This is a genomic window from Rhodospirillales bacterium (assembly GCA_016712595.1).
Lineage (GTDB): Bacteria > Pseudomonadota > Alphaproteobacteria > Rhodospirillales > Defluviicoccaceae > Defluviicoccus.
This window is the reverse complement of sequence record JADJQT010000006.1, coordinates 108,446-125,249: the sequence shown is the minus strand read 5'-3', so window position 1 is coordinate 125,249 and position 16,804 is coordinate 108,446. Positions and strand designations below refer to the sequence as shown.

Here is a 16,804-nt window from a genome sequence, read left to right as displayed (position 1 = left end):
ACCGATACCGTGGCCGGTGCCACGCTGATTGATACCGTGGCCGGTGCCGCGCGTTTTGAATTTGCGATCGCTCCCGCTCTCACTGAGCCTGTGGCCGATGCTGCGCTTGTCCGGGACTTCGTTGCGGCGATGGATGCGTTTGCCCCGTTCGAGGCGGCACCGCGCCTGGCCATTGGCGTGTCCGGAGGTGCGGACAGTCTTGCCCTGTGCCTGCTCGCCGATGCGTGGGCGCGGGCGCGTTCGGGTGCGGCGGTGGCCCTGATCGTCAATCATAACCTCAGGCCGGCATCAGCGATGGAGGCGGCGGGCGTTGGCGAATGGATGGCGCGGCGCGGCATTGCCTATCAAATTCTGCCGTGGACGGAACCTAAGCCGGTAACCGGCGTACAGGCGGCGGCGCGGCAGGCGCGCTACCGGCTGCTGTGCGCGTGGTGCCGCGCCGAGGGCGTCTTGCATCTGCTCCTCGGTCACCACGCACGCGATCAGTTGGAGACGGTACTGTTTCGTGCCAGTCGCGCCAGCGGGGTGAGGGGGCTGGGCGGCATGCCGGCAATTTCGCACGCTGGCGGTGTGCGGCTGCTTCGCCCGCTGCTGTCGGTCGATCCCGCCCGGCTGCGCTCGGCGCTGGCGGCGTGGCGCCAGCCGTGGATCGACGATCCGAGCAATTACGATGTGCGGTTCGCGCGAACCCGCATCCGTGCGCTACTCCAGGCGCCGGACGCGGGGGCCATTCTTTCGGCGACCTCCGCCGTCGCGGCGCAAGCCGACACGGCGCGATTGGAGATGATGGCCGCCGTTGTCGCGTTCGTCGCGCGCGGTTGTCGGGTGCATCCGGCGGGACTGGTGACCATTGATCGCACCCGCCTGATTGCCGCGCCGGCGGAGGTCGCCATTCACGCGCTGGCCCGCCTGCTGGCGATGGTGGGCGGCGAGCCGCACGAATGCGCCGCCGACGCGATTCGCCGCCTCTACCGCCGGCTTGGCGGTGAGGGGGAAACCGGGGCGACGCTCGGCCGGTGCCGGCTGAAAATCGGCGCCCGCGAGGTCACGGTCTGCCGGGAACGGCGGCACCTGCCGGCACCGATGCCCATCGCTCCTGGCGACGACATTTTGTGGGACGGCCGCTTCCGGGTGCACCTTTCCTCGCGCGCGGCGTTGTTGGAACCGCTCGTCATCCGCCCGACATCCGCCCAGGATTTGCGGCAGATACATGCCGAGATCGCGAGGCGTCCTCGTCCCGCGGGTGAGTCGGCAAAACGTTTCGAGCCGCCGGCCCTTGCCTGGCCGACTCTGCCGATCCTATCTGATAGCAAGGGCGTAGCGATTGCGCCGCATTGCGGATATGTACGGGAAGATCGTGCTCTGGCACACGCAACGGTGGCAAAAGTCGTATGGAGCCCTCGCCAGGGTCTTACCGGACGAGGGTATTTCCTTGGATGACAAATTTCGACTATTATTTTAGGAACATATGGTTTGGCGAACGTCAAGTCCCCGTGCTGGGTATGGGGTACCTCAACGCGGCATCGCAATGGCGGTACAGGACCGCGTTGGGGGCGAGATTTTGGCGATGCTCGACGGACCAGGCGGCGGAGGATGGTATGAACCGAGAGCGGCGAGGGAAGCCGGAGAGGCGCTTCGTCGACGTCGGAGTGCCGTCAGCGTGTAAAACCCATCAGCGCCGTGGGGCCTTCTCTCCACAGAAAGGCAGGACGAGACCGTGAATATCGGCCGCAATCTCGCACTCTGGGTGATCATCGCGCTGCTGGTGTTCGCCTTATTCAATTTGTTTCAAGGCTCCTCACCCAGGACCGGACAGCAGCCGTACGCGTATTCGGATTTCCTCTCGCAGGTGGAAAGCGGCGAGGTTCGCGAGGTCACGGTCAAGGGCCGGCAAATCACTGGTGTGTTTCGAGACGGTCGCACGCTGTCGACATACGCCCCGGACGATCCCGGATTGATCGCCCGCCTGCAGAAATACGGCGTGCGGATCACCGCCCAGCCGGTCGACGACGGCTCGCCGACGTTCTGGAGCGTGCTGATCTCATGGTTCCCGATGCTGCTGCTGATCGGCGTTTGGGTCTTTTTCATGCGCCAGATGCAGTCGGGCGGCGGCAAAGCGATGGGGTTCGGCAAGAGCCGGGCGCGGCTTTTGACCGAGAAGACCGGGCGGGTGACCTTCGAGGACGTCGCCGGTATCGACGAGGCGAAGCAGGAACTTGAAGAGGTGGTCGAGTTCCTCAAGGACCCGCAGAAATTTCAGCGACTGGGCGGCAAGATTCCCAAGGGCTGTTTACTCATCGGGCCGCCAGGAACCGGAAAGACCCTGCTCGCCCGCGCCATCGCCGGTGAGGCGAATGTGCCGTTCTTCACCATCTCGGGCTCGGACTTCGTCGAGATGTTCGTGGGCGTCGGCGCCTCGCGCGTGCGCGATATGTTCGAGCAGGGCAAGAAGAACGCGCCGTGCATCATCTTCATCGATGAGATCGACGCCGTCGGCCGGCACCGCGGTGCCGGACTGGGTGGCGGTAACGACGAGCGCGAGCAGACGCTGAACCAGCTTCTCGTCGAAATGGACGGGTTCGAATCGAACGAAGGGGTAATTCTCATCGCCGCGACTAACCGGCCGGACGTTCTCGATCCGGCGTTGCTGCGGCCCGGCCGTTTTGATCGTCAGGTCGTCGTGCCGAACCCGGATATTCTTGGGCGCGAGCAGATCCTCAAAGTGCACATGCGCAAGGTGCAAGTGGGCACAGACGCCGACGCGCGGGTCATCGCCCGGGGAACACCTGGTTTTTCTGGCGCTGACCTCGCCAATCTGGTCAACGAGGCGGCGCTGATTGCCGCCCGCATCGGCAAGCGCCTGGTGACGATGGAGGACTTCGAGGCAGCGAAGGACAAAGTGTTGATGGGCGTTGAGCGCCGCTCAATGGTGATGACCGAGGATGAAAAGAAGCTCACAGCCTACCACGAGGCTGGACATGCTCTCGTCGGCCTCTACGTTCCGAAGCACGATCCGCTGCATAAGGTCACGATTATTCCGCGTGGGCGCGCGCTGGGTGTCACCATGTCGCTGCCCGAACGGGATCGCTACAGCTATTCCCGTCTCGAGCTGGAATCCAAGCTGGCGGTCATGTTTGGTGGGCGTATCGCCGAGGAATTGATCTTCGGACCACAAAACGTCACCACCGGAGCCGGTAATGATATCCGCCAGGCGACCGAGATGGCACGGCGGATGGTCACCGAATTCGGCTTCAGTGACAAGCTCGGGCCGCTGCGTTACAGCGACAACCAGGAGGAGATCTTCCTTGGGCACGCAGTCGCACAGCAAAAGCACGTATCCGACGCGACGGCACGGCTGATCGACGAGGAGGTGCGTCGTCTCGTTGACGAAGCGGAAGCGTTGGCGCGGCAGATCCTGAACGAGCACCGGGACGACCTGGAGTCGATCTCCGGTGCGCTGCTCGAGTATGAGACGTTGTCCGGCGAGGAGGTTTCGGCTCTGTTGCGCGGCGAGCCGGTAATACGTCCGGACCCGCGCGACGACACCAAGGATACTGGCCGGCGGACCTCCGTGCCGACCAGTGGTAAGAAGAGCGGCAAGGAGCCGCGCGGCGGCTTCGAAGCGGAACCGCAGCCCAACAGTTGACCGAAACGGCTGCATGATGAGGGGGGGCGCCGTCACGGCGGCAGGCGACGGACGGCGCGGCTCGACGGCGGGCGACGGCGCGGCTGGCCCCAGAGGCGCGCGGGACGCGGTTTCGCCGAACGCTCTACGGGACACAGTTCCGCTCACTCCGGCACGCTCATTCGCCGGTCTGGCACTCGACCGACCGCTGATCATGGGCATCGTGAACGTTACGCCGGACAGCTTTTCCGACGGGGGTCAGACGCTTGATCCAAAGGCGGCTATCACCCGTGGAAAGGCTATGCTCGCCCTCGGCGCCGATCTCATCGATGTCGGCGGTGAATCGACGCGGCCGGGCGCGGAGCCGGTGGCGGTCGAGGAGGAGAGAGACCGCGTCGTCCCGGTGATCCGCGCGCTCGCGGCTGTGGGCGCGAGCGTTTCGGTCGATACGCGCCATGCCGCGGTCATGCGCGATGCCATCATCGCGGGTGCGACCATCGTCAACGACATCAGCGCGCTCGCCGGCGATCCGCTGTCGCTATCGCTCGTCGCCGATGCCGGCGTGGGGATCATCCTGATGCATATGCAGGGCGATCCGCGGACCATGCAGGTGGAGCCGCGCTATACCGATGTCGTCGGCGATGTCTACGACTGGCTCGGCGCCCGCGTGGATGCCTGTCTCGCAGCTGGTATAAGCCGCGATCGCATCGCCATTGATCCCGGAATCGGCTTCGGAAAAACACTCGAACATAATCTCGCCCTTCTCGGCCGGCTTGATGTTTTCCGCGCGCTCGGCTGTGCTCTGACCGTTGGCCTGTCGCGCAAAAGTTTCATTGGCCGGCTCAGTCGCAAAGAGCCGCCAGACAGGCGATTACCGGGGTCGTTGTCCGCGGCGCTTGCGGCAGCGGCGGCGGGCGCGCACATCCTGCGCGTTCACGACGTCGGCGAAACGTGGCAGGCGCTGCACGTCTGGCAGGCTATTGCTGACGCACGTCAAAGCGGATAAGCCTTTCGGGCGCGGATTGCGGGGGCGGGCGGGCGCGGTGTAATGCCTGTCACTGCGCGGGGCCTCGGGAGCGGGCATCCTGTTGCCACGTCCTTCAGCGTCGTCGGGGAAGAAGGAAACCATGCGCAAGCGGCTTTTTGGTACGGACGGTATTCGCGGCACTTCCAACTGCGAGCCGATGACGGCGGATATCGCCCTCAAGGTCGGCATGGCTGCCGGCTGCCAGTTCCGTCGCGGTAATCACCAGCACCGGGTACTGATCGGCAAGGACACGCGCCTTTCCGGCTACATGCTCGAGGCGGCGTTGACCGCCGGCTTCATTTCCGTGGGTATGGACGTCATCATCGTCGGCCCGATGCCGACGCCGGCGGTGGCGATCCTGACGCGCTCGATGCGCTGCGATCTCGGCGTGATGTTGTCCGCCTCACACAATCCCTTCGAGGACAACGGAATCAAGCTGTTTGGCCCCGATGGCTTCAAGCTGTCCGACGCGGTCGAGGACGCCATCGAAGGGCACATGAATAATGGTCTCAACCGCTACCTTTCCCCGCCGGCCAAGCTTGGCCGCGCCAAGCGCCTGCAGGACGTGCACGGCCGTTACATCGAGTTCGTCAAGCACACCTTCCCCAAGGGATGCACCCTCACTGGCCTGCGCATCGTTCTCGACTGCGCCAACGGCGCCGCGTACAAGGTCGCGCCGGAGATCCTGTGGGAGCTGGGCGCCGAGGTGATTCCGATCGGGATCAGCCCCGACGGCACCAACATCAATCGCGACTGCGGCTCGACGTCTCCGGATGCGATGCGCAAGGCGGTGCGGGAATACCGGGCCGATTTCGGCATCGCGCTGGACGGCGACGCCGACCGGGTGCTCATTGCCGACGAGGAGGGCGTGCTGGTCGATGGTGATCAGCTCATGGCGGTGATCGCCAATCATTGGCGGACGAGCGGCCAGTTGAAGATGGGCGGGCTCGTTGCCACCGTCATGTCGAACATGGGGCTGGAGCGCTACCTCGGCGGCATCGGCCTGACGTTGGAGCGCACGCGGGTAGGCGATCGCTACGTCGTCGAGCACATGCGTGAGCACGGTTTCAACGTCGGCGGTGAGCAGTCCGGCCACATCATCCTCAGCGACTATACCACAACCGGCGATGGCCTGATCGCCGCCCTGCAGGTCCTGGCTGTGGTTCTTGGATCAAACCGGCGGCCAAGCGAGGTCTGCCGGGTGTTCGAGCCGCTGCCGCAGCTTCTGCGCAGCGTCCGCTTCAACGGCGGTCAGCCGCTCGACGAAGTGCAAGTCAAGGACGCCATCGGTGAATGCGAGCGGCGGCTGGGAAATAGCGGGCGCCTGCTGATCCGCAAGTCCGGTACCGAACCGGTGATCCGGGTGATGGCCGAAGGCGAAGACGAAACGCTGGTGAGCGCGATCGTCGAGGACCTGTGCAGCGTGATCCGTGCCGCCGCTGCCTGAGCAACGATCGCCAAAGCCAGGACTCCGCCCGCCACGGGCATCGCAGGACGCATCGCCGGGGTCGTCCGGCTGGACCGAGCCTGAGCGTGGATCGCAAGCAGCCTGCGGCCGCGTCTTGATCATCGCCGGATCGGATTCCGGCGGTGGTGCCGGTATTCAGGCGGACATCAAGACGGTCATGGCGCTGGGCGGCTATGCTACCACGGCGATCACGGCGCTGACCGCGCAGAACACCCAGGGCGTCGTCGCCGTGCACGATGTGCCTGCGGCGTTCATCGCCCTGCAGATCGAGCTTGTGCTCGCCGACATCGGGGCGGATTGCATCAAGATTGGCATGTTGAGCCGTCCCGACGTCGTTGATGCCGTTTGCGACGTCCTGGCGACGCAGGCTCAAGGCGTTCCCGTCGTCGTCGATCCGGTCATGATCGCCAAGGGCGGGCACTCTTTACTGGACGCTGCCGCCGTTGAGCACGTGCGTCGACGCCTCCTGCCCATGGCGTACGTGCTCACGCCGAACCTGCCGGAAGCCGAGGCGCTCGCTGGCGCCGATGACCTTGGCCGGGTCGAACTGGCGCAGCGCCTGCTCGATCTTGGTCCGAAGGCGGTGCTGTTAAAGGGCGGCCATGCTACCGGCCCGATCGTCGTCGACGTCCTGGTGCAGGGCGGTCGTGCGCCCGAGTCGTTCGCCAGTCCGCGCATCGAAACCCGGCATACGCACGGCACCGGCTGCACGCTCGCCTCGGCGATCGCCACCGGGCTGGCACAGGGGCTTGACGTTGCCGCCGCCGCGGCGCGCGCGCGTGCCTACGTCCTTGAGGCCATTCGCACCGCCCCCGGGTTCGGCAGCGGCCACGGGCCGCTCAATCACGCCCACGCCGTCCGGCCGTTCTTCGCGCAAGATTAATTGGCCAAATTAACGGTGCCCAGGTCTGCGTGAGCGAAGCTCCGGGTGAGCGCGCAATTCAGCCCAGCGCCTTGACGAGGCGGGCGATGGCGTCGCTACCAAGGGGCGAGATTTTCGTCTCGGATCGTCGCGCTTAGTTCATCTCCCGAAGGGCAAAGTCGTCCCCGGTACTTGCCTTGAAGACGGGTTGTTGCGGGCGGTAATAGCCGCTCCGTTCCGCCGCCTGCGGGAAACGATCGAGCGAATAGGTGGACACTTCAAGCACATCAACCTGACGGTCGCGGTTTCCCGTTTCCTGATCGGCTTTGCCGCTAAGGGCATCAAGCAGGACGCTGGTGAAAATCCCGTGGCCGCTGGTCGTTCCCTTCCGCGCCTCTTGCTCGCTCGTCGCGCCGGCCAGAATCACGCGGCCGCCGGACTTGACGAGTTGACCGGCGGCTGTCTCGGTCATGTCCTGGTCAAAATTGTCGCTGAAGTAGGAATCGATCGCCACGAGCATGCGCGTCGTCTGCAGACTGCGCAAGAGCCGTGCAAGTTCTTCATGGGTCAGCGCCGACTCGCGGATTCCCTGCAGCGTGAGGTCACGCAGGTCGTAGGGGAGGAAGTTGTACTTACCGTCGATATTGACGCCGTGGCCTGCAAGGAAAAGTAAACCGACGTCATCGGGCTGGGAGCGGGCGGCAATATCGTCGAACGCCTTCTTGATATTGCTGAGCGTTGCCTGCTCGTCGGTCAAAAGGATTGCATCGACCTTGTCGTAAACTCCGCGCGACTGATCGGACTGCATCATCTCAATGACTCCGCGCGCGTCCGCGACGGCATACTTGAGTTCATGGTCACGCGTGAGTTCGGGACTGGCGAACCGGTTGACACCGATCGCGATAAGACGAAGCGTTGGTTTTCCCGCCGCGGGCGTCGCGGTATTCATAACCGAGAAATGGATCTGTTCGTCGGGCGAGGACTCGATCTCGCCCGCCCCGTTTGTGGCCTTTAGCACGAATTCGTTTTTGCCCGGCGCCAACTGCACCACGTAATCGTCGGAGCGCGCGCGGTTCTGGTCGCCGGTTGTGCGTCCGCCCGCGGCTGTCGGAACGGGCACGTTGTCTCGCAGAACTTGAATGTCGCCAAACCCCCCGCCGCGGTCCTCAGTCTGCACGCGCAGCGTGATCATCGGTGCGTCGACGCTCACGGCGGGCGCGTCCGTCAACCGTGCACCGCGACTTGTCGTACCCTGCGGGAAAGTCTGGCACTGCCGGCCCGCGTGCTCGTCCACGCAATACGCGGTGAGAGTCAGCAGCGGCGGAAGGCCGCGGTCGAGGATCTTGCTGGCGCCGCCGATGTGATCGATATAGGCGGCGATCGATGTGCCGGCCTCACCGCGAAACTTTCGTTTGACCAGGTCACGGCGGTAATAGCTTGAATAGACTTGGCCGACTTCGACAAAATCGACGCCCGCCGGCTGGCCGTGTTCGACGCGGTTGCGGTGGTATCCGATCAAAGCCTCGCCAGAGCCGCCATAATCATACAGTCCTTCCGGGGTCCACAGCACCCAGCTGTCTTCGTGCGGGACGACGAGCAGACTTACGATGATCTCTCCGGTCGCGCGGCTCAACCAGCGAATGGATCCGTCGCCGAGCCCGGCAACGACATAACGATCATCGGACGTCGTCGCGACCATCCATGCCGGGGAGGAAGTCTCTGTTTTCCATGAGATTACGCCGTCTTTAAAGAAGCGGACGGCGAAATCGCTGCCGATGGCCACCCCGCTGGCGTCGGTGGCAACGGCGACGCTTCGCGCCAGTTCGTTGGGATCGAGGCTCACCGGCTTACCGTTGATCTGGGGTCGCGGTTTATTTCGCCAATCGGTCACGGTTACGGTCTTGGCGGATACTTGCGGGCGGCTCAGGCCCGTGCGCGGTCCTGGCTGATGCTCGAGGCGACTTTTGGTGACATCGAAGCGCACACACTCCCGGCCACCTTGCTTAAGCCCGAAGTCGACGACATCGCCCGTTGCCGAGACGGCAAAGCAGCCATCGAATCCGTCGCGGAAGTCGGCTTGGCGGCGTTCGCGCAGGAGGCGTGAGCGCCCGTCGCCCTCAATCGTCCCCCAAGCCGGGTCGGCGGTCGCGAAGAGGACGCCGCCGCCGGGAAGGCCCCGCAGATCAGTAACGATGTCGCGTTCGCCCAAGGAGAGATCGGAGGCGGACCCCGGCTGCTTGATCGGCCATCGTCGAATAAAGCGTGCGCCGCCGTCCTTGCCGTAGGACCCGGCGCCGTAAAGCACCTCGCCGTCGGCGCTCCATCCGACAAGCGCCAGGGCGCCGCGTTGCTTTTCGCCGCCGGAAAGCTCTTTCACCGGCTTCAGGTCCTTTGCGCTAAGCAACATCGCCTGCGGGCGCGGGCCACCAGTTAGACCGACAGCGACGAGGGATGCGTCGGGACTGAATGCCACCTTGTAGGGCGTCACGCCCGCCGCCATTGGGACTTTGGCCAGCCGCTGCAATGCGGAATCGTAAAGACGCACACTGCCGTCTTGTGCTGACGCCACGACTCTGCCGTCGGCGGCGACGTCGATGGACATGACGGGTGCATTGAGGTCGTCGGCGACCGTGATGATGCGTTTGGCCGCGAAGTCGACGACGCGCAACCCCTTGTTGTCATCCAGCGCGACGAGGAGACGATCGTCGGAAAGAAAGGCCAGGTCGCGGACCGGGGCAGTCCCGCCCTGGCCGAAACCGATATTGCCGAGCCACCCCCCGGTCAAGGGATTGAAGACATACAACTTCGCGCTGCCGAACCACGTGAGCCCGGTAAATCCGCCGACGACGATTTTCTTTCCGTTGGGAGAGATCGCGACGGCGTGTATGCGGCCCTCGGGACCATCGCCGATCGGAATGCGCAACGTATAGAGCAGGGTGCCGTCGGCGAGCGACCAGACTCGGGCCGTCTTGTCGTCAGCGACCGTGATGACATGACTTTGCGCCGGATCAAGGACGAGCCGGTTAATGCGGGCGCCGTGGACGCCGGTCTCGACGCGCAGGATCGGAACCGACGAAAGATCACCCTCGGCACGGACCGGCGTGTCCACGCCGGCCACCAATAACAGCAGTAACGCTGTCAGGAAACGGCGCACGATCGCAGCCGCCACGCTAAGCCTGCACGACCGGTTTTTGCCGCCTGCCCACGATCGGGCTTATGAGGAGCATGGCGTGATAGTGTCCGCGTCCATCCAATGCCGCGAGATCAAAGCTGCTGCCGCTTTCCGCCTTGGCCGCCTCGATATTTCCATTGTAGGCCTGGACGCTGTCCTGGCTGCTTTCCGCGACGGTCATGACACGGGAGGTCGCTGTCGGCGGTGGCGGCGCTTTTGTTTTCTTCTTCGTTGCCACCTTCTTGGATCGCGACGACGAGGCAGGCGCAGGCTTTTCGCGGCTGGCAACGACAACGTCGTCCCTCTTATCGAGCTCGGTCGCTGCGTTCATGAATTCGGCATTGCGCTTTTGCATCTGCGCGCCGATCCGCTCGGCGTAGGCAATGTCCTGGTCGAAGAGCTGACGCTCACGGGACAGTTGCGCCCTGGCATCGGCCTCGCGCAAGGTTCCCTCGCGGTAGCTCCGCTTGATTGCGTTGGCCGCCGCCAATCGGCAGTCCCGGAGATTGGTAAATGCCGCGGTTGCGCGATTGACCTGAACGTTCTCTTTGGTCACGTCGTCGTAAACCGTTTTGACCAGGGCGTCACGATCGCTGATCGCCTGGGAACGGGCGGCGAAATAACCGCCGACGCCCCCGGTAATCATGCCGGCGGTGGCGCCGATCACCATATCACCCGCGTCATGCCGGACGAGATATCCCGCCAGCGCGCCGGTCAATCCGCCTGCGGCGGCACCGATCGCTGTCCCTTCAATCAGGGACTGGTTGAAATAATCGTCAACCGCCTTCAGTTCTCCACGCTGCGCCGCGCAGCTATCATTCTCGACCTCCATATAATGGGATGGTGCTGTCGAGCAACTTGCCAGCATACTCGCGCTGCCGGTCGCTAGCATAATCACACAATATCGCAAAATTTGCATGGACGAGCCCCCCGGCATGTCACACTGCTTTCTCGCTGCCTCACGAGACAACTCATAAATTGTACCATATGGGGCCAATAAGTTTGAAGTTGATTTCGCTTTTCATTGTGTTTTTGCCACAATCGTCGCGATCAGAGTCCGCGCCTCTGTCCGGTGGCGGTCGTGCACTCATTCGGCGCTCTTGTTCATGGCAAACCGAATAGATGACGCGCCGAAAGAACGAGCGGCATCGCTTTGCCGATGCAGGCGGCGACGGCCTCGGCGGCTCCGAGCGATCGGTCGCAGACGCCCTTCACCTTATCGAGGACGGAACAGGCGCCTTGCAGGGCGGATTCAATGTTCTTGCGCTCCTCCGGCGGCGGTTGTTCGGCGATCGCAAGGGCGGCGGCGACCGATTTGATCAGTTTCAGCGCCCCGATCTGCCGGAGGAGATCGCCGGTCATCTCATCCGTGATGTCCTCATCCAACCCCGGCGTTTCGTGCATCTTTGCCTGCAACCGGCGCAACGTCGCGCACAGTTCGTCGATCTCGTGCAAAAACCGCTGCTTGTCGTCCTCCTTCTTGAAGCCGGTGCTGATCGTCGTGGTCGTTGTCGTCGTTTGAATGACCTTGTCGCCGGCGACGATGTCACCACCGGCGCGAACGCTGACGTTCCCGCCCACACAGCCGAAATTGAAGCCGCCCTTGGCACTCACGGCCGGCGCAGCGGGTGATGGCGGAGCGTCGTGGCGCGTGCGTTGTTCAGGCTGACTGTGTTCGCGTTCCCACCTGGGTGCAGGCTCACTCGCCAATACGTCGAGCAGTCGCGAGTAATCAGGGGCGTCGTTGTCGGTAAGGTCGATATATTGGAGGCGGCGCAAACGAAAGGGTATCTCGCAATGTTCGTATACTATCGGAAGTATTCGCTTTTGCGCTTGAAGTGCGAATGACACTTCATCCATGACGTTCTGCGAACGGACAGACGCTGGGGAAAGAATGACGAGAAGTGTTCCGCAGTCTTCCAATGCCTGTTGGATCGACTGATCCCAACGCTCGCCCGGTGCTATGTCGAGTTGGTCAAGCCAGAGATTTATCCCAGCCGCGCGCAAATCTTTCGCCAGCCTTAGAACGTACTCCGAATTCGCACGGGCATAACTGAAAAAAGCCCTCGATTTTTTCATGGGTTATCACCGATGGCGAGAGGCTCCAAGATCGTTTCAGCGATTGCACTTGCGTTCTTAGTGCGCCGGATCGCCGGTCCCCGCGTCCGCCAACAGCGCGTTCAGCCCCAGCTTGGCGCGAAGCTCTGCGGAAATCTCCAGCGTGCACCACTCGTCTTCAACGCCAAAACGCTTTTGTTGCTCGTGCGAGAGCGGCCACGGCATCCGTGCGCAGGCGAGGTCGATCAGCTCGTGTCCACGCGGCGGTACCGCCCATGTGCGTGCCACGCTGCCTCCGGCTGTCAACACGGTACGACCGTCGAAGCTGAAGGCGGCGAAGGAGACATCGTTGTCATGAGGCAATACGGCGATTTCCTCGCCGGTCGCGGTATCCCACAGTCTGGCGGTCTTGTCCCGAGAGGCGGTGACGATGGTGCGACCGTCGGGACTGAAGGCAGCGGAAAGCACCCATCCGCCATGGCCGGTGAGGACGACGATCGCCTCGCCCGTCGCCGCATCCCACAAGCGCGCCGTCTTGTCGAGGGATGTTGTGACAATCGTGCGGCCATCGGGGCTGAACGCGGCGGAGGACACGTCGTTGTCATGACCGCGCAGCACGGCGATTGCCTTGCCGGTTTCCGCGTCCCACAGCCGCCCGGTCCGGTCCCGGGAGACGGTGACGACGGTGCGGCCGTCGGGGCTGAACGCGGCGGCGTAGACATCGCTCTCATGGCCCCGCAGCACGGTGATTTCCTTGCCGGTCGCCGCGTCCCAGAGGCGCCCGGTCCGGTCGCGGGAGGCGGTGACGATCTTACGCCCGTCGGGGCTGAACGCGGCGGCGTTCACGTCGTTTTCATGGCCGCGCAATACGGCGATGTTTTTGCCGGTCGCCGTGTCCCACAACCGTGCAGTCCTGTCGCGGGAGGCGGTAAGGACAGTGCGGCCGCCGGGGCTGAAGGCGATAGAGGACACATCGCCCTCGTGGCCGCGCAGGATCGCGATTTCCTGATCGGTTTTTGTATCCCACAGCCGCGCCGTCTTGTCGCGGGAGGCGGTGGCAACGGTATGGCCATCGGGGCTGAAGGCGACGGCAGTGACATCATTGTCATGGCCGCGCAGCACCGCGATGCCTTTGCCGGTTGCCACGTCCCACAGCCGCGCGGTCTTATCCGCGGACGCGGTGACGATGGTGCGGCCGTCGGGGCTGAAAGCGGCAGCGAAGACGCGATCCTCATGGCGTAGAACGCCGGTCGCCACGTCCCACAGCCGGGCAGTCTCATCGCCGGACGCGGTGACGATGGTGCGGCCGTCGGGGCTGAAAGCGGCAGCGGTCACGTCGGCATCATGGCCGCGCAGCACCACCAGCGCGGTGCCGGTCGCAGCGGCCCACAGCCGCGCGGTTTTGTCCCGTGAGGCGGTAACGATCGTGTGGCCGTCGGGGCTGAACGCCGCTGTGTAAATGGCGTCGTCATGGCGCAATTCGGCAATCTGCCTGCCGGTCGCGGCATCCCACAGCCGGGCGGTCTTGCCGAGCGACGTTGTAACAATGGTATTGCCGTCAGGGCTGAAGATGGCGGCGGACACGTCATTCTCGTGGCCGCGCAGCACGGTGATTTCCTTGCCCGTCGCCACATCCCACAGCCGGGCGGTCTTGTCCCGCGAGGCGGTGACAACGGTCCGGCCGTCAGGACTAAACGAAGCGGCGTACACTTCGTTGTCATGGCGAAGCTGGGCGCGTTCGCTGGCGCTCGTCGTATCCCACAGCCGGGCGATCTTGTCCGCCGAAGTCGTGATCACCGTGCGACCGTCGGGACTGAAGCCGGCAGAGAATAACCATCCTTCGTGACCACGCAGCACCGCGATTTCCTTGCCCGTCGCCACCTCCCACAGCCGTGCGGTCCTGTCGTGGGAGGCGGTCACGATGGTACGGCCGTCGGGACTGAACGCGGCGGACGACACTTCGTCCGCGTGGCCAAGCAGCGCCACGATTTCCTTGCCCGTCTGCGCATTCCACAGCCGCGCCGTCTTGTCCGCGGATGCGGTGACGACGGTGCGGCCGTCGGGGCTGAAAGCGGCCGAGACAACGGGGCCGGTGTGGTGCAGCACCGCGATCTGCTTTTCCGATGCCACGTCCCATAGCCGGGCGGTATCGTCCTTGGCGGCGGTGACGACGGTGCGGCCGTCGGGGCTGAAGGCGGCCGAAGACAGACCTGCCGCGTGGTCGACGAAGCGGCGCATCTCCCGGCTCTCGAGCACGCTCTGAAAAAGAGCGACCTCCGCTTCCGGCGCGTAAGATCTTTCGGTGTCCGCCGGCGTTTGTGGTAAAGCGGCCAGCGCAACGCGGACCGCGATGCCCGGCGATCCCGCGGTCAATTCATTCTTGGCCACGGCGGCGAGCGCTTTGGACTCGTTGCGCACCGCCTGATCCCGCGCGGCAACCGCGGCATTTCTTTGTTCATCGGCCTCGAGTTTTTGGATCCAGGAGAATCCACCCAGCGCCATGACAACCAGGGTGAAGACCGCCGCGCCGTAAAGGCTGACTTTCTTCAAGCGCTTGCGGGCGACTTCCTTGCGCTCTTCACCTTCGAAGTGCTCCTCACTGGCACGAAGGAGCGCTTGCTCTTCGTCGTTGAGCTCGGGAATCCAGGTGCGGATGCCTTCCACCTGCCGGCGGTTGAGCAGCGCCGCCGAATTCTGCCATTCCATGATCCCCCGGCCCAGCGTCTCCGCGGCACGCTTGCGCTCCAGCTCACGTGGGTCGAACCATTCCTTAACCTTCCCCACCATGTGCTCGTGCGATAAGGAGTAGGCGGACTGGCGCTCCTCGACCACCCGGCGATCGAGCAGTTTTTCGACCAGTCTGAAGATCTCGGCCTCATTCACGTCCGGCAGCGCCCGGCGAAAGTCGCTGACGGCGATAAAGGCGCGGGTCCCGCTGCCGGCATCGATCATCGTCTTCAAAATCGAATGCAAGATGGCAATTCGGTCCGGGTCCTGGGCGATGTCTTCGACCACCTTGTCCAGGTAGGTGTTGAGAATGGTCTCGGCGCCGCCGAGTTCATCGTAAAGCACGCGGTTGATCAGCACCGCGCCACGCGTCTGCAGTCGTTGGCGCGCCGCCTCGAAGAGCTGGTTACAGACGATCTGCAGGTGCGGCGGATCGACGCTGGCGCCGTGGCCGGTCTGCTCGGCGAGGCCGGCAAGCAGCACGTTATCGACGAACGCCTCATCGTACTGGATCTTCAAGCTGGTGTTATCGATGGGCCTAAGGATGGCTTCGCGCGCCTCGTCCTTGTTCAACGGCAGCAGGTTGATCCGATAGGCCTGATTGAGAAAGTCGGGGATCTGCTCTTCGAACTCGCTCGTCAACTGGCCAAGAAACTCGCGGCGGAGGGCCAGAACGAAACAGATGTCCTGGGCGCGGCTGCTCTGCAGGCAATGGTTGAACGCGGTGATGAACGCACAACGCTTGTTATCCGCCACCCGGACGAAGAATCTCTCGAATTGATCAAGGAAGATGACGATAGGCAGTGTGCCGAAGGATTCAATGAAGCGCAGGAATAAGGCGGGATCATCGGCTAGCGCCGCCGGAGATTGCTGTTGAGTGCCTTCTGGTGCCGGCTTGAGGCGCGCATGAAGCTGTTCGAGCGGGTCACTGTATTCACGGAACGAGACGAACGTGTAGCCGTTGTCGGCAACGCGTGGAATGAGGCCGGCATTGACCAGCGAACTCTTGCCCGCTCCCGAAGCGCCGTTGATGAGGATGATCTTCTGGCGGCCGACTTGCGCTGCCAGCTCGGCGATAACGGTATCGCGACCGTAAAAAATGTCGCGGTCGGGGATGTCGTACGAGGCAAGGAATTTATAGGGGGTTGTCGTCAGCTCCTTGGCGATGCGCTGAACGATGGTGTTGATGATCGTCTTGTTGCCGGCAACGATGTCGCCGCCGGCTTGCAGCGAGAGATCACCCCCAACGCTGCCGATGACGATGCCACCGGTTGTCTCGTCCATGACTTAACCTCCCAACTTCAACCCCGCAACCGGCCCGGTTCTGGTTCTCGGTCAGCGGGGAAGGGCATCGATACGCCTTACCGCATATCAAATCCGGTCCGTGCCTTGATGACGGTCGGCCAGCCAAGCCCACCTGCAGAAGGGCGCCCCGGCATGTTTTCGCCAACAGCAACGCGATCGATATCCACGCCGCGTGCAGTGCATCGGTTTCGCCGCGCGCACGCGGACAACGACGCCGCGCCGCTTGCATCGCACGGAATTTGCCCGACTTTGAAAGATTACTCTGCTCATGTCCTCTCTTCGCGAGAGGAAGAACCAGATCAATCCGCGCGACAGCGAATCCAGTGCTCGTGCCAACCAGGATTTCGTGTTTCCCCCGCCCGCGACATCCGCCCCTACACCCACCTCGGATCAACGGCTGCGCTAAGACAAGATTTAAGCCTAGTTAAATTTAGCCAATTTGTCAACAAACGGGGTAAATCCACCCTTTTTATGGGGGTTTAACTCGCGATCGCCTTGACGGTTCAGCGCCGCATGTCATGACCGGGGTGGATGCTGGTAATGGCGCCGTGATCGATTTG

General features: G+C 63.5%; 9 protein-coding genes. 5 read left to right on the top strand and 4 right to left on the bottom strand.

The features are described from left to right. Window positions 1-9: 9 nt before the first annotated feature. From tilS to thiD, 5 genes are all read left to right on the top strand, one after another. Window positions 10-1,440, top strand: coding sequence for a tRNA lysidine(34) synthetase TilS (tilS, locus tag IPK66_18380; protein MBK8177145.1), 1,431 nt, complete (start codon window positions 10-12; stop codon window positions 1,438-1,440). A 277-nt stretch (window positions 1,441-1,717) separates the two neighbouring features. Further along, a complete protein-coding gene (gene ftsH / locus IPK66_18375) occupies window positions 1,718-3,646 on the top strand; it encodes an ATP-dependent zinc metalloprotease FtsH (GenBank protein MBK8177144.1) in 1,929 nt (642 codons plus the stop codon). A gap of 13 nt (window positions 3,647-3,659) precedes the next feature. Then, on the top strand, window positions 3,660-4,631 hold the full coding sequence (folP, locus tag IPK66_18370) for a dihydropteroate synthase (protein MBK8177143.1): 972 nt from the start codon (window positions 3,660-3,662) through the stop codon (window positions 4,629-4,631). Between the two features lie 121 nt (window positions 4,632-4,752). Next, the gene (locus IPK66_18365; protein ID MBK8177142.1) at window positions 4,753-6,099 is read left to right on the top strand and encodes a phosphoglucosamine mutase; all 1,347 of its coding nucleotides are present in this window, start codon (window positions 4,753-4,755) and stop codon (window positions 6,097-6,099) included. Window positions 6,100-6,214: 115 nt separating this feature from the next. Next, the gene (thiD, locus tag IPK66_18360) at window positions 6,215-7,003 is read left to right on the top strand and encodes a bifunctional hydroxymethylpyrimidine kinase/phosphomethylpyrimidine kinase (protein ID MBK8177141.1); all 789 of its coding nucleotides are present in this window, start codon (window positions 6,215-6,217) and stop codon (window positions 7,001-7,003) included. Window positions 7,004-7,136: 133 nt separating this feature from the next. On the opposite strand, the gene IPK66_18355 is transcribed toward thiD, so the two are convergent. The 4 genes from IPK66_18355 to IPK66_18340 form a co-directional block, all read right to left on the bottom strand. Then, window positions 7,137-10,151, bottom strand: a complete 3,015-nt coding sequence (locus IPK66_18355) for a caspase family protein (protein ID MBK8177140.1) — start codon at window positions 10,149-10,151, stop codon at window positions 7,137-7,139. A 1-nt stretch (window position 10,152) separates the two neighbouring features. Next, window positions 10,153-10,986, bottom strand: a complete 834-nt coding sequence (locus tag IPK66_18350; protein ID MBK8177139.1) for a hypothetical protein — start codon at window positions 10,984-10,986, stop codon at window positions 10,153-10,155. Between the two features lie 272 nt (window positions 10,987-11,258). Next, on the bottom strand, window positions 11,259-12,233 hold the full coding sequence (locus IPK66_18345; protein MBK8177138.1) for a toll/interleukin-1 receptor domain-containing protein: 975 nt from the start codon (window positions 12,231-12,233) through the stop codon (window positions 11,259-11,261). Between the two features lie 57 nt (window positions 12,234-12,290). Beyond that, window positions 12,291-16,223 (bottom strand): hypothetical protein, encoded by a 3,933-nt coding sequence (locus IPK66_18340; protein MBK8177137.1) that lies wholly within the window; start codon window positions 16,221-16,223, stop codon window positions 12,291-12,293. Window positions 16,224-16,804 lie beyond the last annotated feature (581 nt).